Source organism: Mesorhizobium sp. M00.F.Ca.ET.216.01.1.1, assembly GCF_004010325.2.
Lineage (GTDB): Bacteria > Pseudomonadota > Alphaproteobacteria > Rhizobiales > Rhizobiaceae > Mesorhizobium.
Map to the genome: position 1 here is coordinate 158,617 of NZ_SADR02000001.1, position 16,904 is coordinate 175,520.

The window sequence follows — 16,904 nt, forward strand, 5'->3', positions numbered from 1 at the left end:
GCGCCCCGAATCATCAAGCCGACCCAATAAGGAGACGGTCATGGGCCGCGTGCTTGTTTGGCTGATCGCCGCGATTTCGTTTTTTGCCTTTTCGCTGCAGCCGGCCGTGTCGGAACCGAAGCACGCGATCGCCATGCAGGGCGAGCCGGCGCTGCCGGCCGGCTATACGCATTTCAACTACGTCAATCCCGACGCGCCGAAGGGTGGCAGCATCACCTATTGCGTTGTCGGCAGTTTCGACAATCTCAACCCGTTCATCCTGAAAAGCCTGCGCACCACGGCACGCGGGATGATGGATACGATCTTCGGCAACCTCGTCTTCGAGCCCTTGATGCAGCGCAACGCCGACGAGGCCTTCAGCCTCTACGGCCTGCTTGCCGACACTGCCGACATGGATCCCGAAGGCAAGAGCATCGAATTCCACCTCGATCCAAAGGCAAAGTGGTCGGACGGCGAGCCGGTGACGCCGGAGGATGTGCTGTTCACCTACGACGTATACACCGAGAAGGGCCGCCCTCCCTACAGCGACCGCATGGCCAAGATCGCCAAGATCGAGAAGACCGGCGACCACAGCGTGCGCTTCACCTTCAACAACAGGGCCGACCGCGAGTTTCCGCTGATCATCGCGCTGACGCCGATCATCCCAAAGCACGCCTTCGACAAGCAGACGTTCGACAGGACCACGCTGAAGCCGTTGATCGGCAGCGGACCTTATACTGTGGCGCAAGTGGCGCCGGGCCAGCGCATCGTCTTCAAGCGCAACCCAAATTACTGGGGCAAGGACATCCCCTCCAAGCGCGGCTTCGACAATTACGACCAGATCACTATCGAATATTTCCTCAACGCCAACGCCAAGCTCGAGGCGTTCAAGAAGGGCATCTGCGCCATCGACGAGGAAAGCGATCCGGTCAAGCGCGAGCGCGATCTCAACTTTCCCGCCTTCCACAGGGGTGACGTGGTGGCCGAGACCTTCAACACCGGCATTCCGCCTGTTGTGACCGGGTTCCTGTTCAACACACGGCTGCCGAAGTTTTCCAACCCGGTCGTGCGGCGTGCGCTCGGCATGCTCTACGACTTCGAATGGGCCAACAAGAACCTGTTTGGCGGCAAATACACGCGCACCATGAGTTATTGGCAGGATTCCGAGCTTTCCGCGCTCGGCCATCCCGCCGACGACAGGGAGGAGGCCTTGCTGGCGCCCTACCCCGGCCGTGTGCCGGCCGATGTCATGGACGGCACCTGGCGACCGCCGGTCACCGATGGCTCGGGCCAGGACCGCAAGGTGCTGAAGGCCGCCTTCGAACTGCTGAAGAGCGCAGGCTATACGGTGCAGGACGGTGCGATGCTCGATCCCGAGGGAAAACCCTTCGGTTTCGAGATCCTGACGTCCTCGCAGGACGAGGAGCGGCTTTCCGCCATCTATCAACGCACGCTGGAAAAGATCGGCATCAACGTCACTATCCGCAGCCTCGACGGCGACCAGATCCAGTCGCGCAAACAGCGTTTCGATTTCGAGGTGCTGATCGGTTCGAGCGGCTTCAACAACTCGCTTTCACCCGGCATCGAGCAGATCGGGCGCTGGGGATCCGCTTCAGCCAAGGCTGAAGGCTCCTTCAACCTTGCAGGCGTTGCCGATCCGGCGGTGGATGCAGCGCTCAAGGCGATGCTCAACGCGCGCACGCGCGAAGATTATGTCGCTGCCGTACGCGTTCTCGACCGGCTGCTGATCTCTGGCAGCTACATGGTGCCATTGCAGCACAACAACCAGCAATGGATTGCCTACTGGAATTATTTGGAACATCCGCAAAAGACGCCCATATTCGGCTATCAGTTGCCGACCTGGTGGCGCAAGGCGAACTGAACCTTTTCCGGACAGGAGACGAAGATGAGCGATCAGAACTCCATCACGGTCGACGTGGTGTCCGATGTCGTCTGCCCGTGGTGCTTTATCGGCCAGAAGCGGCTCGACACCGCGATTGCCGCTGCGGGCGAGGTTGAGGTGCATGTGCGCTGGCGGCCGTTCCAGCTCGATCCCACCATCCCGCCCGAAGGCAAGGATCGCCGCGAATACATGATAGCCAAGTTCGGCAGTGAACAGCGCATCCGTGAGATCCATGCCCGCATCGAGCCGCTGGGCGAGGCAGAAGGCATTTCCTTCGCCTTCGACGCCATCAAGGTCGCGCCCAACACGCTGAATGCACACCGGGTCATCCGCTGGGCCGGTGCCGCCGGTGAGGCCGTGCAGAACCGGCTGGTGCGCCGCCTGTTTCAACTCAATTTCGAGGAAGGTGCCAATCTCGGCGACCACGCAGTGCTGATCGAAGCCGGTCGCGAGGCGGGCATGGATGTGTCCGTGGTCGAAACGCTTTTGCCGACCGACGCCGATGTCGAGGCGGTGCGCACCGAAATCGCCACCGCTTCGCGCATGGGCATCACCGGTGTGCCGTGCTTCTTGCTTGAAGGTAAATATGCGGTGATGGGTGCGCAGGACGCCGACACGCTCGCCGATGCCATCCGCCAGGTTGCGGCGGCAAAGGCGCGTGGGGAGTTGGAGACGGCAAACTGATCCTTGGGCGGGCGAAAGCAGTTCGTGGCGGCAGTACCGCGCTGACAAGCGTTGGCGAGGCGAAATACGGCAAGTTTCGGGCATTCGCGTCGGCCCCGGAGTAAGGAATCGGCCGATCGGCTGAGTTTCAGTGTTCACAAAACCGTTAGAAGAGCTTCCCCTAGGGAAGACGAATGCGCTCGCGCCGCCGACGTCTCAACTCTTTGAAATCAATATCGATAATTCGCTTTTGAGGTCGCTCCAAATTGTGCGGCCGCCATGCAATCTGTTGCCTTATGGCAACGGCGAGTGAGCCAATTCGCATACGCCGGTATAAAAATTAATGGAAAATGATCAATTGGTGTTACTCTCCGTAACAAAACTAAAAAAGGTTTGGGCGGAATAGTGATTCGGGTCAGTCGACCGCGACGTTCAATATCGGAAAAATCGCACCGCGAGGCCGCAAGGCCGGCGCCCCTGACGCCGGTTTCGTCGATGCGCAGCTTCTGGGGGCTGATGAGGGCCTACTGGTTCTCGGACCGCTGGAAGGAAGCCTGGACGCTGACGCTGGTGATTGCGCTGCTCACGGCGCTGTCCAGCAAGGCCGGCGTCTGGTTCGCAATGGCGTCCGGAGAACTGGTCAACTCAATCGCCTTTTTCCACGATGCCGCAAACACCACGCCGCTTGGGTCGCTGCTGACCAACGCCGGCATACTTGTCCTTTTGGTCGTGCTCAAGGATGCAGGCTTTACCGGCATCCGCAGTTTTGTGTCCGCAACCTTGCATCGCAAATGGCGCGGCTGGCTGGATAGCCGCTTCAACGAAGCACTGCTCGACACCAACCACACGCATTTCCATGCCCAGAATGGCTCGTCCGACGCTGCCGCTCCCGACAACATTGACCAGCGCGTCCAGGAATCGATCAAGGACATGACTGGTGGAGCCATCGGCCTGGCCATGGGAGTGCTGGGTGTCGCCACCTCGCTCTACTTCGTCGGCCAGAAACTGCTTGAAACCTCGGCTGAAGTGAGAGGGCTGGAGTTCCTCGGCAGCTATGGCAGCGCGGTTCTCGCCTTCCTGGCGGTCGCCATCTACGTGCCGCTGAACACCTGGATCGCGGTCAAACTGGGCAGACTGCTGGAGCGGCTCAACGTCAGGATGCAGCAGGCTGAAGGCAGCTATCGCGGCGAGCTGATCACATTCCTGCGGCGCAGTTTCCATGTCGCAGCCTCGCAGGGCGAGACTGTGCAGAAGACGATGCACAACCGGCTTTATGGCGACATCGACCGCACCTGGGCGCGGCTGAACATCGTCAACACCGGCTACAATTCATTCGAACTGCTCTACAATTTCATTGGCGCTCGCATTGTCGCCTATGGGCCGGGCCTGGTGCCATTCATCCATAACGGCTTCGACCTCAAGGGCTATATAACCGGCTCCGAAATGGTCAACTCGCTGATCAGCCAATGCTCGTGGTTCATCCATGTCATGCCTGCCATCGCGGCGCTGCGAGCCAATAGCCAGCGCGTGACCGAGCTGGCCAATGCGATCGAAAACGTCCAGCACCCGCAGGAATTCTACAGGCTGACCGGCCGCTCCGATTTCCGCTACGATCGCCAGAATCCGGTTTTCGGCCTGACCATCCAGAAACTCGAACTGGCACATCAAGGTGAAGACGCAACGCCGTTCCTCGGTGCCGCGAATTTGCGTTTCCGGCGCGGCGAGTGGACGTTCCTCAAGGGCGAATCCGGCTGTGGCAAGACCTCACTGATCAAGGCGATCAACGGACTGTGGCCCTACGGCCGCGGCACCATCGTCTTCCCGGAAGGCGTCAAGAGTTTCTATGCCGCCCAGGAGGTCAAGCTGCAGCAGGTCTCGCTGAAGCAACTGGTCTGCCTGCCCGGCTCCGAGCACGATCATACCGACGCGCAGGTCGCGTCCGCCTTGCACAAGGCGGGCCTTGGCGACTTCATCGAGCACATGGCCGATGAAAGCCGCGAGGGCAAGATCTGGGACCAGGTGCTTTCGGGCGGCCAGAAACAGAAGCTGGTGGTCGCACGCATCGTGCTGCAGCAGCCCGGACTGCTGTTCCTCGACGAGGCGACGGGTGCCCTCGACCCCGACGGCAAGATCGCTTTCCATCAGGCGATCAAGGATAATTGTCCTGATGTCACAGTGATCAGCGTTATGCATGAAGCCGCGCCGCCGAGATCGCTCTCAGGGGTCGAATTTTACCACAGTGTGGTCTCGATTGCGGATGGCGTCGCGACCAAGAAGCCGCTGGTTCCAAGTCTGCCTCGCGAACTCACCACCATCCTTGTGCAGCCAACGCGAGCGGTCGAGGATAAGTGGCTGCGCTTCCCCCGCCGGCTGAAGCAGAGATAGCCGCGACGCACTGGTTGCCCGCGCCTTTCTGGCGTCCGGCGTGGATTGCGATGCAGTCGCGACAGCCATCACAGTCTTGCGATCTGACCGCTTCGCTGCGGTTTTCATCCGTCACTACGATTGACTCGGCAAAGCCCTCTCCTATGTTGCGCCGGCTCGCAGAATTTCAAACCCGAACCCGCGAGCAGAAAGGTCACCGCGCCATGCCTGGCGACAGTCACAGTCGAACGCAACCGCCGTCCGCCCGGGCGTGACCTGAACGGCTCACGTCCTGCCGGATGGCAAGGAGTGAGCCATGAACGAATTTTCCCCCGTAGCGGGCGGCGATGCCATCACGATCGCCCGTGTCCTTGCAAACGATCACGTCGCCGACATCGTCGAGGCCCTGAACCGGGAGCCTCGCGAGACGGCATCGGAGCTGCTTAGTGAGGTGACTTTCGAGCGGCTGGTCGAGATCTTCGACCAGCCCGAGCTCGACGGCGCGTCCGAGCTCGTCGAGGCGCTGCCGCATATCAAGGCGGGCAAGCTACTCGCCGCCATGTCGGTCGACCGTGCCGCAGACATCCTGCGCGATCTGGAGGAGCCGGCGCGTTCCGAGTTGCTCGGCGGCCTCGCACCGCCGCTGCGCGTTACGCTGCTTGCCATTCTCGGCTATCCCGAAGGCAGCGCCGCTTCGATCATGACGACGGAGTTTGTCAGCGTGCCCTCGAACTGGACCGTGGGCCGTACGCTGGACTACATCCGCAAGGTGGAGCGCACGCGCGAGACCGTCTACGCGATCTACATCGTAGAGCCGCAGACGCAGGTCCTCGTGCGCTCGATCGGCCTGCGCCGGCTGATCACCGGCGAGCCGGACGACCTGATCATGGCGGTCGCGCAAGACCGCGTGCCGGTCACGGTCTCGCCGCTGACCGACGGTGAAAAGGTGGCGCAGCTGATCTCCAAATACGATCTGCTTGCCATTCCGGTCGTGGAGAACGGAAAGATCCTCGGCATCGTCACCATCGACGACATCATCGACACCATGATCGAGGAGACGACGGAGGACGTGCATCGTTTCGGCGGCATGGAGGCTCTTGACGAGCCCTACATGAAGATGAGTTTTCTCACCATGATCCGGAAACGCGGGGGCTGGCTCTGCGCGCTGTTCATCAGCGAGATGCTGACCGCCAACGCAATGCAAAGCTACGAAGGCGAACTGGAAAAGGCTGTAGTGCTCACCTTGTTCATTCCGCTGATCATGAGCTCCGGCGGCAATTCCGGCTCGCAAGCGACCTCGCTCGTCATTCGGGCGCTGGCACTGCGCGAGATCGGCCTTAGCGACTGGTGGCGAGTGGCCTTACGCGAACTGCCGACCGGGCTCGCGCTCGGAGCGGTCCTCGGCGTCGTCGGCGTCTGCCGCATCGCGCTGTGGCAGTATCTGGGCTTGTACGACTACGGCCCGCACTGGCCGCTGATCGCCACCACGGTTGGCGCGGCGCTGGTCGGCATCGTCACCTTCGGCTCGCTGTCGGGATCGATGCTGCCGTTCGTGCTGAAACGCATCGGCTTCGATCCCGCCAGTGCCTCGGCCCCATTCGTCGCCACTCTGGTCGATGTCACCGGCCTGGTGATCTATTTCTCGGTGGCGCTGGTGATCCTGCGGGGGACGCTGCTGTAAGCCGGCGTCGACCAACGGCTGGCAAGTCAGTGCTGCCAGCCGTAGATCGCGTCGCGCAGGGCGTCGGGGAAAGCACCCATCATGCCGGCGATCGCGGTGTTGGTCAGCGCCACTACCGTCAGATCGAGAGTCGGGTCGACGAACCAGGAATGTCCGTAAACGCCGCCCCAGCGCCACGTCCCAGTGGCTTGCGGCGTGAGCGCGGCGGCCGGATCGCGCAGGATGGCAAATCCCTGCCCCCAGCCCCAGCCGGGCATGGTGGTTTCGAGGCCCGGGATCGCATCGGTTGTCATCGCCGCGGCAGTCTCGGGGCGGATGACCGTTCCGCCTCCCGTCCGCAGCGTTTCGAGCAGCCTGAGGATATCGCTGGCAGTACCGTTCATGCCGGTGCCGCCGGAGGCGAAGGAAGCAGGATCGAAGCTGCGCCCAGGCGAGAACGAGATGGCGCCGCCTTCGCCGAAGGGCACGAGATGATGCTCGCCCATGGCGACTGGTTCTGCCGGTCCGTCGCCATAAGGCGTCACCAGCCGTGCCCGATCGCGCACGACGAATGCGGTATCGTGCATGCCGAGCGGCCGTGTGACCAGGCGGTCGACCAGATCCGGCAGCGTGGCGCCGCCTGCCCTAGCCATGACCTCGCCGAGCACATCCATGGCAACCGAATAACCCCAGCTCGTTCCCGGGGCATAGGACAGCGGCACCGAGGTGATACGTGCAAGGTTTTCGGCCATCGACAGTCCGGGCTGATCGAGACCGTCGGAGACGCGGGCGCGGTGGTAAGGGTCGTTGGCCGGCTGGCGGAAGCCGTAGTCCAGCCCCGCTGTATGGGTTATCAGATGGCGGATGGTGATGACCGGTTCGCTGCCATCCGTCAGTTTCGGCCGGAACTCCGGGATGAATTTCGCTGTGGGATCGTCGAGGCTGATCACGCCGGCCTCGACCAGCGCAAGTGCGGCGGTGGCGACGATGGGCTTGGTGACCGACGCCAGCCGAAAGACCGCGTCCGGTATCATCGACTTCTCAGACTCGCGATCGGCAAAACCGGCGGCGCGGCTATGCAGGATTTCGCCGCGCCGGGCGACTAGGATCACGGCGCCGACGATACGCCCCTCCTCGACAGCCCGATCGACGACCTGATCGAGGCGCCGGCCAAAGTTGCGGTCGAGCGGTGCGATACCGGCGGCGGGCATGGAATACTCCTCGATATCCTTTGGTAAGAGAAGCCGTCAGACGCGCTCGCCGTTCTTCACCCGGTAGGTCGGCTTGTACATGGTGACGAGTTCTTCCGCCGCCGTGGGATGCACGGCCATGGTGCGGTCGAAATCATCCTTGGTGAGTCCGACTTTGAGCGGGATACCGAGAAGCTGCGCCATCTCGCCGGCATCCGGCCCGAGGATATGGGCGCCGAGCACTTTCTTTGAGGCGCCGTCGACCACCAGCTTCATCAACATCTTCTCATCGCGGCCGGACAGCGTGTGCCGCATCGGCCGGAATGTGGCGCTGTAGATTTCGATGTCGGCAAAGCGCTTGACGGCGTCGTCCTCCGACAGGCCAACGGTGCCGATCTCTGGCTGCGAAAAGACCGCGGTCGCGATCGTGTCGTGGTCGGGCGCGGTTGGATTGCCCTTGAAGGCGGTCTCGACGAAACACATCGCCTCGTGGATCGCCACCGGCGTCAATTGCACGCGATGGGTGACGTCGCCGATCGCCCAGATGTTGTCGATGTTGGTACGGGAGTATGCGTCCACCTTGATCGCGCCGGTCTTGGTGAGCTCGATGCCGACGCCCTCCAGGCCCATGTTCTCGGTGTTGGGGATACGGCCGATGGCAAGCATGACCTGGTCGACCGTCAGCACCGTGCCGCCGGTGAGAAGCGCATCGAGCCGGCCGTCCGGCCGCTTGCGGACCCACTCCGACACGGCGTGGCAGAGGATCTTGATCCCCTTCTTCTCCATGGTTTCGTGCAGCATTCGCCGCAGGTCCATGTCGAAGCGTGAGAGTATCTCCTTGCCGCGGTAGACCAGCGCGGTGTCGACACCCAAGCCGTGGAAGATATTGGCGAATTCGACGGCGATGTAGCCGCCACCCTCGATCATGATCGCCTTCGGCAGTTGCTTGAGGTCGAAGGCCTCGTTGGAAAAGATGCAATGCTCATGGCCGACCAGTGCGGGATGTGGCGCCGGGCGGCCGCCGGTGGCGATGAGGACCTGGTCGGCGGTGACGGTGCGGTCCTCGCCGAGAAGATGCACCACATGCGGGTCGACCAGCATGGCGCGCGAATGAAAGGTCTCGCCGCCGGCGCCTTGCACGTTCTTCTGGTAGATCGCTTCCAGCCGGCTGATCTCGCGATCCTTGTTGGCGACCAGCGTCGGCCAGTCGAAACTGGCCTCGGGCACGCTCCAGCCATAGCCGGCGGCGTCGGCAAAATGCTCGGGAAACTGCGAGGCATAGACATAGAGCTTTTTCGGCACGCAGCCGCGGATGACGCAGGTGCCGCCATAGCGGTATTCCTCGGCGATACCGACGCGCTTGCCGAGTGCCGCCGCTACGCGAGCCGCCCTCACCCCGCCGGAGCCGCCGCCGATGACGAAAAGGTCGTAGTCATAAGCGGCCATATGCAGCTCCTTGCCCTTGAAAATGTCTCAGACAGGTAGGCTGCAAAACGCCAAAAGAAAAGCCCGGACTACTGCGGCGCGCGTCTTACGGACGCGCAACGGAGGCCGGGCCTTTGGTCCAGCGGCGAGACGCCACCGGGAAATAGGAAACTCAGTTCTTCGGTGCTTCCGGCTGCGCGCCGTCAGCGGTAGGAGCCGGGCCATCGGTGACCGCTGCCGGCGCCTTGGCTTTGGCTGCTGCGGCCAGCGTTTCGCCGACCTGCTGGGCGAGATCGCGGGCGAGGCCGTTCTGCCAGATGTCGGCGGCCTTGACCAGTTCACGCGTTACGGTCGGGCCACTGTCGAGCAGCTTCTTGCCCGAATCGGAATTGTAGAAGGCGGCGATATCGGTGAGCTCCTTTTCCGAGAACACCTTGGCATAGGCGAGCGCCGCTTCCTTTTCCAGATCGGCGCGGCGCGAGGCCAGCGCCATGGCCTTCTCGTTGATGGTCTTGCTGATCAGTTCCTGCATATCAGGGTTCTTCTGGATAAGCTGCTGCTGGAGCGCGGCAGCCGCCTGCGGCAGGATGTTATCGAACGGGTCCGTCGCGTGGATCGCCGTGACAGCAGCGCGCGCTGCCTTCAGATGCGTATCGCTGACGTCCTGCGAAAACGCCGGCGAAGAAAACGCAAAGACGGCCGAAGTCGCCAGAACGGCGGAAAGGCGGCGAACGCGGTTATGCAACATCATGGTCGGTAGAACTCCCTGGTTTTCGGGCGGCATGGACGGTTTGGATGCCGTCGCCGCCGGCGATAATGGCCGCTGACGCCAGCCCGATGAAAAGACCATGCTCGACCACGCCAGGAATGGCGTGAAGAGCATTCGAAAGCGCTCTTGTATCCGGAATGCGGCCAAAAGATGCATCGAGGATAAAATGGCCGCCGTCTGTAACAAATGGCTGGCTCCCCGTCATCCTCAATGTAACCGGGCCGGAAAGACCGAGGGTTTTGGCCGCTGCGCCGACCGCGATTTCGGTGGCGCGCAGGCCGAATTGATTGACTTCGATCGGCAGTGGAAAGCGGCCGAGGGTCTCGACCATTTTCGAGCGGTCGGCGATGACGATCATGCGCTGGGAAGCCGCCGCGACGATCTTCTCGCGCAGCAGCGCGCCGCCGCCGCCCTTGATCAGGGTCAGCGCCGGGTCGACCTCGTCGGCGCCGTCGATGGTGAGATCGAGCTCTGGTGTTTCCTCCAGCGTCGACAGCGGTACGCCAAGCTCGCGGCAGAGAATGGTGGTGCGCTCCGAAGTCGGCACGCCGACGATGGTGAGGCCGGTGGCTACCTTCTCGGCGAGCAGCCGCACGAATTCCTCGGCCGTCGAGCCGGTGCCGATGCCGAGCCGCATGCCATCAGTCACATGGGCAAGTGCTGCCCGCGCGGCCTCGACCTTCAGTTGCCTCGCATCCATGCCTGCCCCGGATCTCGCTTGTTTCGGCGCTCCTAGCATCTTTGCCCGTCCGGTCAAAGGCTTTGGCCTGTGGATTGACCAAGCACTGCTTGCCTGGTTGGGCTGCAGCGGTTATCGCCTGCCGGCAGCGCAATCGTCACAGGACAGGCCATGACCCGACCGATCATCGTGTTCGACCTCGACGGGACGCTGGTCGACACAGCGCCGGACCTGCTCGACAGCCTCAACCACAGCCTTGCCGCCAGCGAACTGGCGGCCGTCGATGAGGCCGGCTTTAGGCGCTTCGTCGGTCATGGCGGCCGGGTGATGATCGAGCGCGCGCACGCGGCACAGCAAAGATCGCTGGCGGTGGAGGAACACGACCGGTTGCTAAAACTGTTTCTCGATCATTACACCGACAACATCCCCGGCAAGTCGCGCCCCTACCCCGGCGTCATCGATGCGATCACCCGGTTCGAGGCGGCCGGTTATGTCTTGGCCATCTGCACCAACAAATACGAGACCAACTCAGTGGCGCTGATCGAGGCGCTCGGCCTGGCGCAACATTTCGCGGCGATCTGCGGCCAGGACACGTTTGCGTTCCGCAAGCCCGACCCGCGCCACCTCACCGAAACCATCGCGCTGGCCGGCGGCGACCCGCATCGCGCCCTGATGGTCGGTGATTCGCAAACCGATATCGATACCGCCAAGGCCGCCGGCATTCCGGTGGTCGCAGTGGATTTTGGCTATACCGACCGGCATGTGCGCGAATTCGAGCCATCGGCGGTGATCTCGCATTTCGATGCGCTGACACTCGACCTGGCACAAAGGCTGATTGCCGCGGCGGGACACTGAGCGGCAAAGCAATCGCACCGCTCGCTGCGGGTTTGTAAAATCTGCTCCTTTAGGAACGCCGGCAGATCGCCTTGACTTCACAAGCCAGCCTCCCTTATATCGCGGCGCGCTTGGCCTTCGGGCAACGAGCGGGCGATTAGCTCAGCGGGAGAGCACACCCTTCACACGGGTGGGGTCGCAGGTTCAATCCCTGCATCGCCCACCATTCCCCATGATCACTTCAGGCTAGATCAAGCTCGACCCAGAGGCCACCTTTGCCACGGGCGGCATCGCGCGGTGCGTTGCGGACCGCCAGGATCGAGCCGGTGGGCGGTGCAAATGCCGGCTTTCCGTTCTTGTTTCCGATCCACTCGTCGTCGGCGCGGATGACGCGGCCTTTCGTCCTGGCGGCTAGTGCGGTCAGGATGGCATCGTAGGGCATCTCGCCCCAATGCACGTTCTTGGCGTCAAGCTGGTTGGTGGGGATGAAGGCGGAAAGATCGCTGCTCGTCATCAATTCGAGGCCCTGCTTTTGCGGCGTCGCGTTCTGGCTGCCGTGATGGGCGACTTTCAGGTAGACTGTGCGCGCCATCAGGTCGGTCGCCGTGACAGTCGCCTCCCCCACCGGCCACCTCAAATCTTTCCAGCTCAGCCAGTTGCCGATCTGGGCATCGCCCGGGAAGAGGAAGACTCTGCCGGTGTCGATGAATTCGAACGCCAGCACCAGGCTGGTGTTGTTGACGCCGCGATCGAGCTGCAGGGCAAGGTCGGCGGCAATCGCCAGCCAGTCGGCATCGATGCTGCGCCAGGATTGGTCGGGGTCCTCGTTGGCCCCGGCGCCGGAAACCGGTCCGGAATAATGCGTCCTGACAAAGGCACCGATATCACCTTGCGCATAACCGGCCGCGCCGCTGTTCAACACTGACGACAGTTCCGTGCCGACACTGCGCTCGAAGGGGCTGAGTTCATCGAGGTAGGTTCCGTCGCCTGCCTCGTTCACGGCCAGGCCGGCACTGAGCGCCCGCGTGAATGGGCCGCCGGCGGCGAGCGGATACATTTCGCTCACCTTTTCCTCCAGCCGCAGCGCTGCCTTGTCGCGCGGCGGGCCGAGCACATAGATGCGCAGATTGGGCAGCGTGGGGATCGACAGCGGCGGCCCGCTTGGCTCGAAATAGGCAGGAGGCTGTTTCGCCGAAAGCCTGGCGGCAGCGTCACGCGCGGCGCGCACCCTTTCGCCCTTGGCGCCGAAGTGGAAGCCGAGGACCGATTGCAGCCCGTCGCGAATACCCGACATGTAGGTGCTCAACCCGTGCTCGGCGTCGAGCCGCCGACTTGCACCCTGCAGGGCGGTCAAAGCCTGCGCCTTGAATTTGTCGAGCTCGAGCGCTTCCGGATCCCCAAGATTTTCGGTCCACGCCATCCACACTTCGCCGACGGAAAAATCCTTGAACAAATCGTCCGAGGTCAGGAAGCCGGAAACATGGTCCCAGTGCTCGTGAGTGACGACCAAAACGTCGATCTTGCCGCCCGTCTCGGCCTTGAGGTCGGCGACGATGTCGGCGATGAGAGCCGGACCGCCCTTGATCGAAACGTGGATGCCGCAATCGATGAGCATCCAGAACGGCGAGCCGTCCGCCCTGGGGAAGCTCAAAAGGTGGCAATCGCCGATATCCTGGCAATAGTGCCTTACGGTCACGGCTGGCTTGCGAGCCGCAGCGCTAGCGGCAGGTTGCGGCGCTCTGCGGGTCGCAGGCCTTCTAGACATCGTCGTCTCCATGGCTGGCATGCAGCATGGCGAAGGGTTCTGAAATCTCGCTGCCGAAATAGAGCGCCCGCAGCGGTGACAGATAATTCATGGCCGTGGCCTGCGACTGGCGTTTCTGCCGGTCCGCGCTGCCGGTGTTCTTGATGATCGAATAGCGGATTTCTTCCTGCCGCTCGCGCGGATCGATGATGACTGTCGCGCCCCCGCGAAACCAGAAGAAGCGCTCGCCGGCCTTCACACCCTCCAGTGCGGGCGTGCCGTCGGGACGGACCGGTATACGCTGCTGGATGACAGCGATCACTTCGGTGCGGAACGAGCCGTCAGGCTCAACGCGGCGGGTCGGGCGCACGCTGAAGATGTCGAAAGTGGTCTCGCCCTTGCGTGCCTTGCGCAACAGCGTGCCGTCGTCCTTGTAGCGCGGCAAATGAGGCAGCAGCCCGAACTGCTTGTAGAGATCGGGATTGGCGATAAAGGCCCGCCGCATCGCTTTCCACAGCGTGTAGCGGTTCTTCTCGTTGAGAGCGAAGATCTCGGAACGCTCGAGCTTCTGGTTCCACCTCAGGTCGATGTCGCGCAACAAACCGATCAGCCAGCCGGGCGAAGGATCGTCGGGCGCGCTCCAGGCGAGCGTCTCTTCCGACACCGTGCGCACATCGCGCGGCAACAGCTTCCATTTGCGGAAGGATTCCATGAAGGCCAGGCGGTAGTGGAGCGGGTCGTCGGGGAAAGCGTCGATGTCGGCAGTAATCAGCGCGCGCAGGTACTCGCCGAAGGTGATGTCGACGGCCGGGCAATAATCGAGCGCGCGAATGCACATGGTGAGCATCTGCTGCGCGATCTTGGTGGTCTCGTCGGTGAGGCGCTCGACCAGACTGGGGTGCAAGGTGCCGGCGGGCAGTACGCCAGTTCCGCCGGTGGCCAGTCGTATCAGGTCGTCGGTGCGGCGATCGGCGATCGCCAGAAACGCTTGGTAGACGGCAAAGACCAGGATCGAGCCGCGGTCGTGCGGCTCGAACATCTTGTCGTAGTCGAGCTCTGCCATGCCGGCGCCACCGTAATCGCGCAACGGCCCGGTGCGGCCGCTGCCTTCGCCGAACTGCTTGCCGATGCCGGACAACAGCGTGGCCGCCGATACATCGCCCCTCGCCTTGGCGATCTCGAAGCTGACCAGCTCCTTGAGGGTGAAATGCTGGAACAGGGCGACAATGTCGGCAAAGGCTTCGTGGAAGGCCGGTACGTCCGGATTAGATGCCTCCTGGAAACGCCGGTGCAGCCCGTCGAGCAGAGCGTGCGACATCTCATGAGCGATGATATCGCTCGACAGACAGGAAAACACCGTGGTGCCCGGCGTGGTGACGTCACCTTCCTTGCTTTCGGCGGGGAAATAGCCGAACAGCAATGCCTTCTTTTCCGGGCTGTAGTAGGCATTCTCGGCGCGCAGTGCGTGCGGATAGATGCGCAACCGCGGCACTTCATGGGCTTTCATCGCCATGTCGCCGGCGCGCCCGGCATTCTCGGCATAGTGCGGAGCCCACAACGCGCGGCGGCCCAGCGCGCGCTCGAAATGCCCGATCGTGGTCATGGCGACGGCATAGACCATTTGTTGGTGGAATTGCGGATTGCCTTCCGATGGCAGCAAGCCGTCCTGGGCGAGCAAGGTCTTGTCGTTGAGGTCGACCGGATCGTAGACGCGGTTGGATGCCGGATCGATATCGACGACCTCGAGATATTCGCCGACCGGACCGGGCTGCAAGGCGTTGGCCGTCGATGGTTTGTCGTCCCAGGGAACGGCAAGGGTCGCCTTAAAGATGGAAACGGAATCGAGCCGTTTGGCCACCGATGGATCGAGTGCATAGATGCGCAGCCTGCGCTTCGGCGGCGGCAGTGGGCGTGGCCTGCGCTTGATCGGCGGCGCAGGTTTCGTCTCCACGGCGGCAGCGGGTTTGGCGCCCTGCCTCCCCAGCACGCCTTCGAGAAAGGCGCGCAGCGGCTTCGACGGATTGCCTTCATCGAGCGCAGCTTCCAGATAGCGGTTGCGCGCGGCGGCCGAGATCGAACCTGGATCACCATCCGGGTCGGCAATCGCCTGATCGACCGAAGCGACGCGCTGCGCCATCTGGGTCAACTCCAGCGCCAGCATCTTTCGGTGCTGACGTCCAGCGGGCGACAGGGACGCTGCGGAGTTGCCGCCGCCGGTGATGAAATCGAGCCAGCCCCAGGAATATTCTGCCGGCGGCAGCTTATGCAGCCGGTTCTCAGCTAGCGGCATGACCGAGAGCGCGGCATCCGCCTGCACCACGCCCTGGCCGATCTTCTGGAATGTCTCGGCGGCGTCCATCCTGGCCGTGGACTTTGCCGCCGTGGAAAACAGTGCGAAGCGGACAGCTTCGACGCGCATCCAGCCTTGCGAATAATTCTTCACCACGTCCCAGTGCTCGGCCAGCCAAAGCGCTGCGGCGGCAGCGATCTGCGGCGTTGCGGCGGAGGTGCCGCTGCCGTCCATGTCGACGATCTTGGCGCAGTCGATCTCTGCCCATGGCACGTTCGGCGTGTAGGCGCCAAGTGCGGTCTTCATTTTCGACTGCGGCCCGTAATTGCCCTGCATGGTGCCGAAGCTGAGCCCGAAATAGGCGCGGCCATCGCCCATGACGCCGCAGGCCGCCAGCACGCGGTTGTAGCGCGCCGGAAACACGATGCTTCGCGGCGTGATCGTAAAATTGTTGCCGGCGGCGGTGACCATCACGACGCCGTTGTCGTAGGCAAGGTTGACCGCGGCGACCAGCGCTTCGGAGGTGAGCCCGCCCATGCTCATCGACAGCACCTGTGCGCCTTTCGAGCGGGCATATTCGATCCCTTGCACCAACGTGCCGGTGGTCAGGCGCACCACCCAGTCGGCAATGCGCACCGGGATGATTTTCGCCTGCGGGGCACCGCCAATGAAATCGGTGAACCCCGGCCAGTGTGGCGACGTGCCGTCCAGCTTGTTGCCGGCAAGCAGGCTGAGCGTGCCGGTGCCGTGGCCGCGATTGCTGGTCAGCGTCCCTGCCGGAGCATGATCGGTGGCGTTGTTGGGCCCGTTGCCGTCGTTGACGAAATTGCGCTGCAGCGCTGTGACGAGCCCTGCCGGCAAGGTGCGGTGCGCTGGATCGAAGCCGGTATCGAGATGGGCGATCGTGATCTTGGCCTGCTTGGCGCCGACCTTGGCGCGGGCGGCCGCGAACTGGCTGAAGGCGGGGCCGGCATTCCAGGCAACGGCACCTGGCACGGTGGCTTGCCCGCCGCTCGGGTCCTGGTCGTCGAAGGCACACACAGGACTGGCGCTCGCCGCCATGCCGCGGTCGCCGTTCGCGTCCTTGTAGTCCCATTGCTGAACGAAGTCCGGCTCCACTGCCAGAACCTCCGGCCCGCCGGCCGCCGCGAGAGCCTCGCCTCGACCGACAAGATCGTGAGCGTCGTCCCAGGGGTTCTCCGAGCGGGCAGTTTTGGTGCCGAGCTTGAGCCAGGTTGCGCCGCGATCGGCGCCAGCGCCGAAGTCGTCGCCGGTTGTGCCGGGCGGTACGGTCAGGATCGGCTCGATGTCGATTGCTCCGAGGCGGAGCGATCGGATGCTTGCGGCAAAACCGGCGCCGTCGCCGCGAACCTTGACAAGAAGTCCCCTCGCTGCCGTCATGGC

The 16,904-nt window shown here is 63.0% G+C and carries 11 protein-coding genes and 1 tRNA gene; 6 read left to right on the forward strand and 6 right to left on the reverse strand.

All coding sequences use genetic code 11. From position 1 onward, the window contains the following. The first annotated feature begins 40 nt into the window (after positions 1-40). The 4 genes from EN859_RS00850 to mgtE all read left to right on the forward strand — a co-directional run bounded on the left by EN859_RS00850 (position 41) and on the right by mgtE (position 6,590). Positions 41-1,861, forward strand: a complete 1,821-nt coding sequence (locus EN859_RS00850) for an extracellular solute-binding protein (RefSeq protein WP_127851952.1) — start codon at positions 41-43, stop codon at positions 1,859-1,861. Positions 1,862-1,885: 24 nt separating this feature from the next. Continuing rightward, positions 1,886-2,566 carry a DsbA family protein gene (locus EN859_RS00855; protein WP_127851953.1) on the forward strand — a complete coding sequence of 227 codons (681 nt, stop codon included), beginning with the start codon at positions 1,886-1,888 and terminating at the stop codon, positions 2,564-2,566. Between the two features lie 474 nt (positions 2,567-3,040). Continuing rightward, a complete protein-coding gene (locus EN859_RS00860; RefSeq protein ID WP_189501607.1) occupies positions 3,041-4,930 on the forward strand; it encodes an ABC transporter ATP-binding protein/permease in 1,890 nt (629 codons plus the stop codon). A 295-nt stretch (positions 4,931-5,225) separates the two neighbouring features. Continuing rightward, positions 5,226-6,590, forward strand: a complete 1,365-nt coding sequence (mgtE, locus tag EN859_RS00865) for a magnesium transporter (protein WP_127851955.1) — start codon at positions 5,226-5,228, stop codon at positions 6,588-6,590. A gap of 26 nt (positions 6,591-6,616) precedes the next feature. On the opposite strand, the gene EN859_RS00870 is transcribed toward mgtE, so the two are convergent. The 4 genes from EN859_RS00870 to rpiA all read right to left on the reverse strand — a co-directional run bounded on the left by EN859_RS00870 (position 6,617) and on the right by rpiA (position 10,653). Continuing rightward, positions 6,617-7,780 carry a serine hydrolase domain-containing protein gene (locus EN859_RS00870; protein WP_127851956.1) on the reverse strand — a complete coding sequence of 388 codons (1,164 nt, stop codon included), beginning with the start codon at positions 7,778-7,780 and terminating at the stop codon, positions 6,617-6,619. 36 nt (positions 7,781-7,816) lie between these two features. Continuing rightward, entirely contained in the window at positions 7,817-9,205 is a 1,389-nt protein-coding gene (gor, locus tag EN859_RS00875; RefSeq protein ID WP_127851957.1) for a glutathione-disulfide reductase, read from the reverse strand. A gap of 151 nt (positions 9,206-9,356) precedes the next feature. Then, on the reverse strand, positions 9,357-9,935 hold the full coding sequence (locus EN859_RS00880; RefSeq protein ID WP_127851958.1) for a DUF2059 domain-containing protein: 579 nt from the start codon (positions 9,933-9,935) through the stop codon (positions 9,357-9,359). Then, entirely contained in the window at positions 9,922-10,653 is a 732-nt protein-coding gene (rpiA, locus tag EN859_RS00885) for a ribose-5-phosphate isomerase RpiA (RefSeq protein ID WP_127851959.1), read from the reverse strand. The genes EN859_RS00880 and rpiA overlap by 14 nt, the downstream gene beginning before the upstream one ends. A 150-nt stretch (positions 10,654-10,803) precedes the next feature. Here rpiA and gph point away from each other — a divergent pair, with 150 nt between their 5' ends. Further along, the gene (gene gph / locus EN859_RS00890; RefSeq protein WP_127851960.1) at positions 10,804-11,487 is read left to right on the forward strand and encodes a phosphoglycolate phosphatase; all 684 of its coding nucleotides are present in this window, start codon (positions 10,804-10,806) and stop codon (positions 11,485-11,487) included. 130 nt (positions 11,488-11,617) lie between these two features. Next, a tRNA-Val gene (locus EN859_RS00895) sits at positions 11,618-11,692 on the forward strand. Between the two features lie 15 nt (positions 11,693-11,707). On the opposite strand, the gene EN859_RS00900 is transcribed toward EN859_RS00895, so the two are convergent. Both EN859_RS00900 and EN859_RS00905 read right to left on the reverse strand, forming a co-directional pair. Next, complete coding sequence (locus tag EN859_RS00900; RefSeq protein ID WP_189501609.1) at positions 11,708-13,162, reverse strand: MBL fold metallo-hydrolase; 1,455 nt, start codon at positions 13,160-13,162, stop codon at positions 11,708-11,710. 61 nt (positions 13,163-13,223) lie between these two features. After that, a complete protein-coding gene (locus EN859_RS00905; RefSeq protein ID WP_127851962.1) occupies positions 13,224-16,901 on the reverse strand; it encodes a S8 family serine peptidase in 3,678 nt (1,225 codons plus the stop codon). Positions 16,902-16,904: the final 3 nt, after the last annotated feature.

Excerpts from the sequence above, each read along its gene's own strand:
- gph (WP_127851960.1), top strand. The coding sequence starts at position 10,804 with ATGACCCGACCGATCATCGTGTTCGACCTCGACGGGACGCTGGTCGAC.
- EN859_RS00905 (WP_127851962.1), bottom strand. The coding sequence starts at position 16,901 with ATGACGGCAGCGAGGGGACTTCTTGTCAAGGTTCGCGGCGACGGCGCC.
- EN859_RS00850 (WP_127851952.1), top strand. The coding sequence starts at position 41 with ATGGGCCGCGTGCTTGTTTGGCTGATCGCCGCGATTTCGTTTTTTGCC.
- EN859_RS00880 (WP_127851958.1), bottom strand. The coding sequence starts at position 9,935 with ATGATGTTGCATAACCGCGTTCGCCGCCTTTCCGCCGTTCTGGCGACT.
- EN859_RS00860 (WP_189501607.1), top strand. The coding sequence starts at position 3,041 with ATGCGCAGCTTCTGGGGGCTGATGAGGGCCTACTGGTTCTCGGACCGC.
- gor (WP_127851957.1), bottom strand. The coding sequence starts at position 9,205 with ATGGCCGCTTATGACTACGACCTTTTCGTCATCGGCGGCGGCTCCGGC.
- EN859_RS00870 (WP_127851956.1), bottom strand. The coding sequence starts at position 7,780 with ATGCCCGCCGCCGGTATCGCACCGCTCGACCGCAACTTTGGCCGGCGC.
- mgtE (WP_127851955.1), top strand. The coding sequence starts at position 5,226 with ATGAACGAATTTTCCCCCGTAGCGGGCGGCGATGCCATCACGATCGCC.
- EN859_RS00855 (WP_127851953.1), top strand. The coding sequence starts at position 1,886 with ATGAGCGATCAGAACTCCATCACGGTCGACGTGGTGTCCGATGTCGTC.
- rpiA (WP_127851959.1), bottom strand. The coding sequence starts at position 10,653 with ATGGATGCGAGGCAACTGAAGGTCGAGGCCGCGCGGGCAGCACTTGCC.